The sequence below is a fragment of the Nitrosomonas sp. ANs5 genome, assembly GCF_050584665.1.
In the GTDB taxonomy this organism is placed as follows: Bacteria; Pseudomonadota; Gammaproteobacteria; order Burkholderiales; family Nitrosomonadaceae; genus Nitrosomonas.
The window spans coordinates 19,992-31,695 of the sequence record NZ_JBEUDO010000019.1; the positions used below are offsets into that span (position 1 = coordinate 19,992).

The following is an 11,704-nucleotide window of genomic DNA, read 5'->3' on the forward strand; positions in this document are numbered from 1 at the left end:
GATGCCAATTCAAACAGGAGTATGAAAAAGTGTCCCGATCATTTTTCGCGGGGAATACTAAATGAGTTTGGCGAATGTTACAAAACTGGACAATGACGGTGATGAGATGAGCACAAAGACGGATATCTTTATCGAGTTGCTCATGACGCATTTTAATGAGACCCAAATCATCAGATCAGGCGATGATTATGACTTGCTGGCAAAGGATCCGGTTGTCAACGCACGCAGGCCCCAGGCATTTATTTATCCGGAATCAAGTGAACAAATACAAACCCTGGTCAGGCTTGCCGCTGATTATAAGGTCAAACTCTGGGTTTACAGTACAGGCAAGAACTGGGGTTATTTGAATACCAGTGCAAGTGAGGATTCGTTTGTGGTCCTGTTGAATCGAATGAACAAAATCATTCATGTTGATCAAGAGTTAGCCTATGCCATTATTGAGCCTGGTGTGACTTATGAAGCGCTCAATCGCTTTCTCGAGGAAAATAATTATCCATTGTGGACGGATTCCCCCGGCGGACCACCAACTGGCAGTGTCATAGGTAATGCACTGGACCGTGGCGTAGGTGTGACCAAATACGGTGACCACTTTGCACATCTGTGCGGTTATGAGGTCGTGCTTGCCGATGGCAGTATGATCCATACCGGTATTGCCAATAAAGAAGCTGGGAAAGGCGCTGCCCATTTATACAAATGGGGCGTTGGGCCGTATATAGAAGGCCTATTCAGTCAGTCGAATTACGGTGTTGTCACCAAAGCGGGAATTTGGCTGATGCGCAAGCCGCAGGACTACACTCTGTTCAGCCTGAATATCCAGGATAATGCCGCGCTGGCAAAATGCATGGACACTGTGCGGGAATTGATGCTGTCGGGTGTGATCCATGAAACCGGCCGATTTTCCAACAGCGTCGCGATTCTGACGCTATTGACACAGGCGATTGATGAGGGCATAGAGCCTAAAAAGGCTATCAGCCGCGATCAGCTCGAAGCGCTCAAGCATAAATATTCCGTTCCTGGCTGGACAGGTTCTTTTGGTATTTATGGGCACAGCTCCATGGTCAAAACCGCGAGTCGGCTTGCAAAAAAAATATTGAAAGCATCGGATTCCTGTACACGCATCAATGTGTTCACTAAAAAGCGTGCGCATTTCATTCGTAAACAAATTGAAGCAGTGGAAACAATCCAATCTGGGTTGTGGCTGAAGCTGATCGATTTTGCCATACGAAAAATACTCGGCACTTCGCTGGCATTAGTTCGACTCTTTCCGGGTCTGATCGACCTGCATGAAGGAAAGCCTGTAGAGACCGTTGTACGACGGGGGTATTTTCGATACAGAAAGAAGCGCCCGGTAAAGGATATTCACGTTGGGCGCGATGATCTGGGTATTTTGTGGTCTGTGCCTGTGCTTCCTTTTCGCGGAAGTGAAGTCGTGGCGTTTACGCGGGAATGCGAGCTGTTGTTTGAAAAATTCAACTTCGATTTTTACATGACGACCATGATTTTCAATGCGCGTAGCGTTTGTCCATTGATGGTTATCTTGTACGATCGCCTGGATGAAACAGAGTGTGCGCGTGCCGAACAGCTTTACAGTGCCATTCTGGATTTATCGCATAGCAAGGGATATCAGCATTTCCGTGCCGGGGTTAACGGATGGCAGAAATTGTACCAGTGCTGTCCGGAATTGAAGGAATTTAATCAGAAACTCAAGGCTGCACTCGATCCTGCAGGAATTTTGGCGCCTGGTAGGTATGGAATTGATTAATGATTCCATTATCGGTTCTGTCGGGATTTTTTACACTATTATGTGCTGAGCGCCTTGTGAAAAGCAGGCCAGTCCTAACCTGTTGTAATATATGTTGTTTATACCTTGCCAATGAAGTGGCATGCAACTTGCTTATATTGAAGTGAGCTAGAATTCTAGTCTTCATAAGTGAGACGTAAGTCTAATTAGACCTTAATCTAAGGAGCAAGATGATGATAAACAAATTTAAGAAAATGGCGATTGCTACCCTTGCGGGTGGTGCTTTGGTTGCCTCGATGTCGGCTAATGCTATTGTTGTCGGGGGTATTGATTTTGGTGCTCTAGGTGATAATCCATTAAATTTTCATTTTGAAACAGCTACTTTAGCTCAAACACTAATTGATGGAAACGGCCAGAACGTAACTGCCTATGGCCAGATTACAACTGTTAATGGCGAAGGCAGTTATTGTGCGGGTGGTGGCGCTTGTACTTTGTATTACATCGCCACGTTTAACAATTCTGCTGGCTTCACAGAATCAGCGGGATCGGCGGTTTCATTTGATACGGGCATGATTGACATCTATCGCGCCGATGCGCCGCTTCCAAATTTGCTGACCAACCCGGCTGGTTCTCCGGGTAATCTAATAGATATTGGTGGACTGACCGAATGGGCTAGATTCAATAACCATGGTGAGATTACCGGCACTGGAACTTTGGTCGGAGCATCAACCCTTTCTGGCAGTACTTCTGGACTCTATGATGTTGACTTGAGCGGTAGCTTCGGTATTGGTTCGGTGGCAAGTTTCCTGAATGGAAGTTCAATACCTGATGGCAGCGGCGGTTTTGCGGATATAGATATTACTGCCTCATTTTCAAATCTACGAAGCCGTTTAAATCAGTTTGATGCAGCTGTGGTAGATGGAAGTTGCTTCGACGGTACTGCGGGTGAGGGAGATTGGTGCTTTGGTGGTACTGCTGATATTTCCGGTGGTACGTTTGTAGATGTGCCAGAGCCGGCAACATTGGTGTTATTGGGCCTGGGGCTTGTTGGACTTGGTATAGGAAGAAGGCAACGCGGTATTGCTACCTAAGCAACTCTGAAGTACCTAAATTAATTAGTTGAAGGCCGCCAATAATAATATTGGTGGCCTTTTACATTTGGGAGGATTGGTAATGAACTTGATCCGATTTCTGGGGTTTATAAAATTCTTGCTAAATCTTTTATGTGTATTATTAGCTTTCAATGTGGCTGCAAGTGGTTGGCAAAAAATAGACGTTTCAAGTACGACAATGACCGTGGAAGATGATAATGGTCAAGATAGAAGTATCAAACCAGGCTGCGCATTCAGCTATTTGCCAGACGAAGTGGGTGTGCCCAATCAGCCTTTTCATTTCTATTTCCGGGAGGGTGTCAAGAAGGACAAGACACTTATCTATTTCAATGGAGGCGGGGCGTGCTGGAATGGTGCGACTTGCTTGACTTCCTTGGTGGCAGGCGAGCGCCCGGTTTATAACCCGACCATTGAAGCGGAAAATATGCCAGAAATAGTCGGCGGTATCATGGATCTTGCGCGCGAAGACAATCCCACTCGTGAATGGAATATCATCTTTATTCCGTATTGTACGGGCGATGTGCATATCGGTTCGCGTGACATGCTGTACAGTGACCCACTTGGGTTCGTGAATTCCGGCAACCCGGTAATGGTTCAGCATCGGGGATTCGATAATTTCATGGCAGTCAGGGAATGGATGAAACAGAATCTTGACAGAAAAAATACTGAAAAAGTGCTGATAGCAGGTTCAAGTGCAGGTGCTTATGGTGCCGTGCTTAATTTTTCACGATTGCAAAGCCTTTATCCAAATAGAACTATCGTTGCCTTGCTGGTAGATGCGGCTGCGGGGGTGTTCACACAACCTTTTGTCAACCGTGTTTTTAATTCGGTTGACGGAGGGCCTTGGGGGGTTAGAGATACGCTGGCGACCTGGATTCCCGGTATTGATCGTGTGGGTAGTTATGACGCAAATACTTTTTATCAGCAGCTGGTGTCAGACTTGTCTGGCCATTTCAGAAGGGACCGATTCGCCTTTTATTCCACTGCATGGGATAGTATTCAAGCATTTTTCTTGAATACCATGCTGAAGACCGATGCAGGAATTAACGATCCGGATGAGTGGGGCAATATACCGCCCGAATCATGGCTGCAATGGCATGTCAGAATGCGCGACACTTTTGATGGGGTCGCTGCCAGTAGAAATGTAAATTACTACATAGGCGCAGGAGTGTTCCATGCAGCATTGATAGATCTGTTCAAGCCCGTGCCGCCAGATGGTTATTTCTACCTGGAGAACAGCGCAGGGGGTGTTAGGCTGACAGATTGGGTGCGGCGGCTTGTTACAGATGACAGGAATAACGAGTTGCGCGATCTGATGTGTCTTGAAGATTGTCAAGCCCCTTTTGCTGCTGAATAAATGCAGCAGGCGCGTCTGTGATCATGTTCTAGCCAGCGATAATCGAGTATCAGTGTTGCACTTACGTTGCGTGTGTGTGATTGTTTTTTCTGGCTGCATTCTCTGAATAACTCCCTCTTCTTCGCTTCGTGTGAGAAAGAGGGGGTATATGCTTTTTTCCCTCTGTCTGAGTTGTCCTGCCATGGCGGTAATTTGCGCGCCCATGTATTCCAAATCCAAATGAAGTAGTACTGCTGGGGCATTGACCCGGGGGCAGGTTTGTTGTTGTCCAATTTGGCAGAAGCCCAGCATGCGCCGGTAAAAAGACATATGGCGTGGATTGATTTCAATAAAAGCATCCTGTGCATCATGCAGTACGTGTGCGTAGAGATAGGCAATGTGAAACAAGGCTGCAAAGATTTCCTTGGAGCTGCTGTTGGGAGCGAAGGCTAATTTTGATACTTCACATGGCTTGTGTCCCTGTTCACGGAATTGGTCTAGTTCGGATTGATAAAGTGTATCGGCAAGCAATCCATTGTTGCTATCTATGGTTAAAGTCAATGTGCCAATGATTCGCTGCCCACAGCGTGCTTCGAAAGTGTACTGAAAAGGGATTGCGGAGAAGACTGACGCACTGTCAGTCTGGTAGCCGCGAGAGGCGTACATGCGCTTGATGAGAGTGCTGGCTTTGATGCGTTGCTTGAGCGTGCTTACCAGATGAATGCTGTAGCTATCAGTTTGCAATAAACAATCTGTCTGGGCCGCTCGATCTGTGGGGTGTATCCAGTTTTGCGATGGGCGATATTGCAGAGTGGGAAGGGGGTCTGCAGCTCTTTCAAAGGCCAAGTAATTAGAGGAATATTGATCTTGTATCGGGTATGTTTCTTGAAGGGCTTTTCTTGAAGCTCCTAGCTGAGGTTGGTTCATGGTCTGCATGGGTAGCGATTCCTCATAGATTATTTGTCCGAATCAAATGCATGTCAGTCTATAAAGTTCTGCATATATAAGCAGTAGTGTAGGTAAAGATCAGTTATAAATTGAAACGCTGGTGGAATATAAGCAATATTCGTGCCAATAATATAAATGATGTTTAATCAGTGTGTTATAAAGATTTTTAGAGGGTGTCGACAATTTTTGTCGTCGTATTTGTGACAAAAATCACTTACAGTTTCTAACTGGTTGTTCTATTTGTGTTTTATTTGTCTCATAAAGGAGACAGATTATCTTGTCTTCTGTCCGAAGTGATTTTCTGTCTGGCGCGGCTGCGGAGTGGCCTGCATGCTCGGGCTGCCTAATCTTTCTGGATTGTGGTGGTGTCGTGAGAGGGTGTGACCGGAGAGCTGTTTTGGGAAATTCATCTGCGCACACATCAGGTCGGTGTGCGATGCTGCCTGATCAAATGTGCAAAATACCGGCCTGATTTATGGTCGAGCCGCCTTCAATGATCGGCGCGAGTGAAAATAAAAGCAGTTCTGTTGGTGGCTTCAGGCTGGTAGGGATGGGTGGTTTTCTGGTAGCGGCCAAGAATCTTTTTGACGTAGTCGACGGTTTCCGGGTAGGGTGGGACACCGCCATGTTTTTCCACGGCGCCTTCTCCGGCATTGTATGCGGCGGCCACTAACGCGACATCGCCTTGGAAAAAGGCCAGTAGCCATCTTAAGTAAGCCATGCCGCCCTTGATGTTTTCCTCCGGGTCGAATGCATCTTTGACCTGAAATCTTTCCGCTGTGGCGGGAATGAGCTGCATCAGCCCCTGTGCGTTTTTAGAAGAGACTGCTTGTGTATTGAAGGCCGATTCTACGGAAATGACTGCCAGTACCAAATAGGGATCGATTTGGTACTGGGGGGCTAATTTTTGTACCAATGCGAAGACAGGCTGGCTGACATAAAATTCTTTGGTTGGTCGGTGGAGGTATGTTTGCCAGCAATCGGGGAAATGTGTTTTTGTTTCATCCGGCGGCGGAATGAATTGCAGCAGTTTTTTTGCGGGAAGATACTCCTGGGCGGCTGCCATGGTGAGTAACTGTGCGGCGATGTTGTCGTCGCGTTCAACGCCCCGGCCGTTGGCGTACATCCATCCCAGCGCGTATTGTCCCTCGGCTGAACCCCGTTGCGCGGCGCGGCAATACAATTCCAGTGCTTTCTCTCTGTCTTGGGGAACACCTTCACCGTGTTCGTGGCGCCGAGCCTCTGCCACGAGCATTTCGGTGTCCTGTGCGATTTGGCTGGGCGACGTTTTTTTGTCCTGAGCGAGTGCAAGGCTGCTCGTCATTAAACAAGCCAACCATATCGCTAATAATCTGGAATCTATGCGCATGCTGAGGCCTCCTTGGAATATTCCGCCCTGGGTTTGTGTTTATTTATGCTTCCACGCCACTTTCAGTGGCTAGCTGTCAAACCTGAGTCAGTGCAAGGGTGCGCCTGCGCACCATTCGGTTGATACTAAATTGCCGTTGCCGGAAAAAGCCCTGGTTTCGCAATTTTCAATTTCGTGAATGATGAACATGGGCCCGGCAATAATCCCTTGCCGGTTTTTTATGGTGCGCGGGCGGCACCCTACCGGCTCAGCAATGGATGGCTTGGCGCACCTGTTGCGGCTCGCCGTGAACGCGATGATCATTTTGTCTGAACTGTCTGAAGCGTTACTGAAAATGCTTCATGGGCATATATTTTCATACAGTTCTAATGAAGCAAAATATGTGCCAAGTCGTTTAAGAGTGCGGTGATGGCGTGTAACTAAATGTTTATGAATGGGAATCTTAGGGTAGTTTGGAATGAGGCCAAGACGGGTGTAAGTAGTGTAAAAAGAATCGACATGTGCTGCGCTTCGATCAACCATAAAAGGACGGCATGGAAATACCCATCCATAGCAAGGCGAGTACCACGACCGTGATGCCAATGCCGATGGTGCCGACTATCATGCCGATGATGATGGTGAGCCCATCCTTGCTGAGCAGTCCCAGCGACATGATGAGAATGCCCCAGCCGGGTGGAAAATTGGTCAGGGGAATGGGGAGTGCGATGGAAATGGAGAAGATGAACGCGAAAATCCCGATAATGCGTTCCCAGGCGTGCACGCTGATGTAAGTCAGTCTGGGATGCAGATAGCTTTCAATTTTGCGCAGCCAGGGCATCGCCTTGCTGACTAATTTTTCCAAATTGTCTTTCTTGATTTCCTTGTCGGCCAGCCATTTGGGAATCCAGGGCGCCTTCATGCCCCACATCATTTGTATCGAGAAAATGAAAAGCGGGATTGAAAAAAAGGTCGTGTATCCCGGTGGGACGGGAACAGGCAGGCAAAGCGGCAGGGCGGCAATGGCCAGTAAAACGCCAAATCCTCGCTCATGCAGTGAGTTTTTTATTTGATTGACTGTGATGACTGCATTGGTGTTCTGTACCACGATTAATTGCAGTAATTCAGATGTATTGCGCTCTTTGTTTTCCATCCACCCTCCCTTATTACAAAGCCCGAGCCATTTTATATAAATTGATGATACTGAAAAATTATTTTTAATCGGGATTTTATCGTGATCGGGCAAAAGCTGTAAGTCATTGCAGCGCTCCCCGTCTGGATAACGTGGTGGCGTGATGGATTGCGCTGACTATGCTTGTCTGGCTGCGGCCTCGGAACCTTGTTGTGCTATCGACTTTGGGCGAGGTGACCGCGAAAAAGGAGAGGGATGCCTATTTTGAGTTGGATTGTTAGCAGCATGCAGGCAGATGCCTGCAGTCAAGCTTGTCACAAGTTTTGCGGTGCGCAAGCACACTCTGCGGAGTTGTTGTTGCCGCCGAGGCGCAGGGTGCGCTTGCGCACCGTTTGGTAGCCAACGTTGTTTTGTCTCCATTTGGATCAAAAGCCTGGTCGAGGAGGGTTGGATTGTGCAGTTTTAATCTCCTCTTGACGAGTATGGTCTTTAGGCATATTGTGTGCTGAATTCTGTTTTTTTATCAATTCTTGCGGAGTGGTTATATCGCAAGAGTTTGAATTCAATGTCTTGTAGCAGGTTTTATCTTGCGGCTGCGTGAGCAGATCGCGACGGGGAATTTTAGGGCTTGAGTTGTGAAACGATTGTGTTATATACTGAACCTTGCTGTAGGGTTTTATGTAATTTTTAACAAAAGGAAACTCATAATGAAAGTTGTTTACGCAATTGCTATCGTCACGGCTGTGTTGTTTTTATCTGCATGTGGACGTCCTTCGCAAGCGCTTCCTGAAACCGAGAAAGAAGCTTACGAAAAAATTGTTGCCGGTGAAAAAATGGATTGCCCACATGGCCTGGACGGAAACGGCAAGTGCTTGAAAGAAGGCGATAGCGGTATCCCTGACGGACACTAAGTCACATAGAGTGTCAAAAAAACCGCCGGTAAGGCGGTTTTTTTATGTGTACTCGGTGCGCTGTGCGCATGCCTGCGAATGAGGTTGTCAGGATATTTGGCGTTGTGCATGGCGCAAAGCGCAAGCCTGTATAAAAGCCTGATTGGGTAGGGTTAATGATTGACTATCGCTAAAAAGCTGTTTAGAAATCTCCGATTTAGGCCTATTTCTTCAACGTCATGTCCACTGCGGCGATGTATTGCCGCCGAAAAGCGTCTGGATGGCCGCAGTCTAGGAGGCTGTCCGAGAATAGCGATCGTAGCGAGGGCGAGGCTGGTTGAGCGGGATTTTTCGATCATTTGAGGCGAATAGTCGTTCTATTCAACGAAAAGGATCGAAAAATCCCGCTGACGTTAAATTACGGTGGTCGGGAAAAGTCTGGCTTCGCAATTTTCAGTTTCGTGAATGACGAGTATGTGCCGGTGCGCAAGCGCAACCTACCGTTTTGCGAGCCGCTCAAGTGGGGCATGGTATCCAGCTCAACGTCAACTGGCCTGGATACCGGGTGCCTTGCCAGACAGGTGGCAGGGGAGTTTGCAAGTTTTAGACAAAGCAGCGCATATTGACATGTATTATGCTGCTGTATGAACAACCATCCAGTATCCCCAAGCAGCTTCTGAGTGAATGCAGCTCCCCGGGCAGTTGATTGTCAGAGCCAGTTACAATGCTGCGATTTTGCCATCAAGGCAGGCAGACAAAAAACAGACAGGGGCGATGGTTTTCCATGCGATGGCGGCAGCCGGGAGGTCTGGGAACAACCTTTATGCACTCATCCGCACAGGTTACTCCGTTATTAGACAGATTCGGCATTTTCAACCTGCCTCAGGTGCCGCAATTGCGGCACTGATTGCAGAAACTTTATTTGAGCTGCTCGTGTAACAAGTTGAGAATGCGCTTGGCTGTGCCCGATTCTTCAGGCGTGCCATCCTCATTCAAGACTCTGGCTTCGCTGTTGAGGCCAACTTCGCTGATCTGGATTTGATATTTCTCCGCTTTTGTATCGTCGTCACTTTTCCAGAAGGCCAGTTTTGAGAGAATGCCTTCCCCTTGGCTGGCTTTGCGGGATTCCTCGTCGGGATTGATATAGCGGACAAAATAGATGCCGCTCGAGCGGTCTCTGTCTTCAACGGTGAAGCCGACCCGGTCGAGTGCCAGCCCAATGCGCCGCCATGCCCGGTCGAATGCTTCCCTGACGATCAGCACGCCATTTCTGGTTTTATCCATAAACGCCCGTTCCTCAACCGCTTCGCTGCTCGCGACGATTTCAGCGGTCGCGCGTTTTTCTTCCACCCCGAAGTGCTGCATCAAGCGTGCCAGCATTTCCGCTTCCAGTTCCGGGTCCGCTGGACGGGGCTGCCAGACGGTGCGGTTGATGTTGCGATCAGCCAGCACTTCTATCATGCCCCGGTGGCTGATGTAGATTTCCGTTCCGCCGAATTCGCTCTGTTCCAGGCGGATGCGGAATTTGTCGCGCTCGGCGGTGGAATACAGACTATCCAGAACAAAGGATAATGCGCTCCGGATGATATCTTGAGGGATTTTTGCCCGGTTTTCCGCCCAGTCGGTTTCCATGATGCCAATCTCCGGTGCTTCGAGCTTGAGCAGAAACCCCATATCCTGCCAGAATTCCTTGACTACCGGCCATACAGCTTGCGGTGCCTGTGGCACGACCAGCCAGCGCTGGGTGCCCGCGCGGGCGATATGAATGTCCTCCTGGGCCATCACAGACAATACCGATGATTCCGAACGCATCCTTGGCTGCCCATCTTGCGTGCCTCTGCTGTAGGCCGAGAAGGTGGCGCTGCCAGACGGACCAGAATCTGGCACCGCAAACCGGTCATCTGTTTGCGGGATGGTCAAATCGGGTGGAATTTCCAGGGGAGGGAGTTTGCCAGCAGATTTGTAGTCGATTTTTTTGCCTTCGGGCATTAAGTTGCAACCCGAAATGAGTGCTACGAGTACAAAATTTAATACGAGAAACCTGCGTTGCCGCTTTTTGAGCATTGCCAACCTTTAAACTCTGACGCCAGCCTGTTGTATGGCTGCCTGGATTTGTTCGTGATATTGACTGGATAGTGGTGTGAGCGGCAGGCGTAAGCCGCTGCCGATCAGCCCCATTTTTGCAACCGCCCATTTGACCGGGATTGGATTCGCTTCCACGAACAGGTCGGTATGCAGTTTGAACAGCTGGTTGTTGATGGCGCGAGCTTGTGCCAGATCTCCGGCAAATGCTGCGCTGCACATAGCATGCATCAGGCTGGGTGCAACATTGGCAGTGACGGATATCACGCCATGACAGCCCAGTAGCAGCAGGGCGAGCGAAGTCGCGTCATCGCCACTGTACACCAGGAAATCAGGCGGTACGCGTTGCAACAAATCGCATCCGCGCGCGATATTGCCGGTCGCGTCCTTGATGCCAATGATGCCAGGCACTTGTGCCAGCCGTAATGTTGTGTCGTTTGCGATATCCGCAACCGTTCGCCCCGGTACGTTATATAGAATCATGGGCATATCGACCGCCTCGGCGATTGCCTTGAAATGCTGGTACAAGCCTTCCTGGGTCGGTTTGTTATAGTAGGGCGCGACCGACAGGCAGGCATCCGCACCGGCGTTCTTCGAAAATACGGTCAGCTCGATCGCTTCCCGTGTCGAATTGGCGCCGGTTCCGGCGATCACTGGAATGCGGCCGGCCGCATGGGCAACGGCAGTGCGGATGAGCAGATGATGCTCGTCGAAATCCACGGTCGGGGATTCGCCAGTAGTGCCGACGACTACGATGCCATCGGTTTTTTGTTCAATATGATAGTCGATCAGGGCGCAGAATCTGTCCAGATCCAACGCCCCATCTTCGAACATGGGGGTAACGATAGCCACCAGACTGCCTTTAAACATGGCGCTTGATCCAAATAAAAGTGATTATTTTACCTGAAAGGATCTGTCTTCATTCAACTTCAACCGGGATTTTCCGCGAGGACCGGGTTGATGATGGGGCGGTTTGCAAGACAGCCTTGCCGCCCGAATGAATCCAGGTTCCCGGAAATGCCAGTTGGACAGGTTGGCGCGAGTGAGGGTCGCGCAACAAGGTGCGCACCCTGCAGGCTTGAAAGTGAATCCGTTGCCGGGTGCGATTGCTTGCGCTG

10 protein-coding genes are annotated in these 11,704 nt (G+C 49.1%); 5 read left to right on the forward strand and 5 right to left on the reverse strand.

Features of this window, described 5'->3' with window-relative positions; genetic code table 11:
• Positions 1-61: 61 nt before the first annotated feature.
• The 3 genes from ABTW62_RS06485 (at position 62) to ABTW62_RS06495 (ending at position 4,210) form a co-directional block, all read left to right on the forward strand.
• A complete protein-coding gene (locus ABTW62_RS06485; RefSeq protein WP_430903780.1) occupies positions 62-1,762 on the forward strand; it encodes an FAD-binding protein in 1,701 nt (566 codons plus the stop codon).
• Between the two features lie 212 nt (positions 1,763-1,974).
• Positions 1,975-2,832: a PEP-CTERM sorting domain-containing protein gene (locus tag ABTW62_RS06490; RefSeq protein ID WP_430903781.1), complete on the forward strand. Its 858-nt coding sequence runs from the start codon at positions 1,975-1,977 to the stop codon at positions 2,830-2,832.
• A 28-nt stretch (positions 2,833-2,860) separates the two neighbouring features.
• The gene (locus tag ABTW62_RS06495; protein WP_430903782.1) at positions 2,861-4,210 is read left to right on the forward strand and encodes a pectin acetylesterase-family hydrolase; all 1,350 of its coding nucleotides are present in this window, start codon (positions 2,861-2,863) and stop codon (positions 4,208-4,210) included.
• A 21-nt stretch (positions 4,211-4,231) separates the two neighbouring features.
• Here the strand turns inward: ABTW62_RS06495 and ABTW62_RS06500 are convergent, their stop codons facing one another.
• Positions 4,232-5,125: an N-acyl amino acid synthase FeeM domain-containing protein gene (locus ABTW62_RS06500; protein ID WP_430903783.1), complete on the reverse strand. Its 894-nt coding sequence runs from the start codon at positions 5,123-5,125 to the stop codon at positions 4,232-4,234.
• Positions 5,126-5,627: 502 nt separating this feature from the next.
• Positions 5,628-6,461 (reverse strand): transglycosylase SLT domain-containing protein, encoded by an 834-nt coding sequence (locus ABTW62_RS06505; protein ID WP_430903784.1) that lies wholly within the window; start codon positions 6,459-6,461, stop codon positions 5,628-5,630.
• Between the two features lie 219 nt (positions 6,462-6,680).
• On the opposite strand from ABTW62_RS06505, the gene ABTW62_RS06510 reads away from it, so the two are divergent.
• Complete coding sequence (locus ABTW62_RS06510) at positions 6,681-6,818, forward strand: hypothetical protein (RefSeq protein WP_430903785.1); 138 nt, start codon at positions 6,681-6,683, stop codon at positions 6,816-6,818.
• Between the two features lie 202 nt (positions 6,819-7,020).
• On the opposite strand, the gene ABTW62_RS06515 is transcribed toward ABTW62_RS06510, so the two are convergent.
• The gene (locus ABTW62_RS06515; protein WP_430903786.1) at positions 7,021-7,635 is read right to left on the reverse strand and encodes an exopolysaccharide biosynthesis protein; all 615 of its coding nucleotides are present in this window, start codon (positions 7,633-7,635) and stop codon (positions 7,021-7,023) included.
• A 686-nt stretch (positions 7,636-8,321) separates the two neighbouring features.
• Between ABTW62_RS06515 and ABTW62_RS06520 the strand changes: the two genes are divergently transcribed.
• Positions 8,322-8,525 carry a hypothetical protein gene (locus tag ABTW62_RS06520; RefSeq protein ID WP_430903787.1) on the forward strand — a complete coding sequence of 68 codons (204 nt, stop codon included), beginning with the start codon at positions 8,322-8,324 and terminating at the stop codon, positions 8,523-8,525.
• A gap of 897 nt (positions 8,526-9,422) precedes the next feature.
• Here the strand turns inward: ABTW62_RS06520 and bamC are convergent.
• A complete protein-coding gene (gene bamC, locus ABTW62_RS06525) occupies positions 9,423-10,568 on the reverse strand; it encodes an outer membrane protein assembly factor BamC (protein WP_430903788.1) in 1,146 nt (381 codons plus the stop codon).
• A gap of 9 nt (positions 10,569-10,577) precedes the next feature.
• Positions 10,578-11,456 carry a 4-hydroxy-tetrahydrodipicolinate synthase gene (dapA, locus tag ABTW62_RS06530; RefSeq protein WP_430903789.1) on the reverse strand — a complete coding sequence of 293 codons (879 nt, stop codon included), beginning with the start codon at positions 11,454-11,456 and terminating at the stop codon, positions 10,578-10,580.
• Positions 11,457-11,704: the final 248 nt, after the last annotated feature.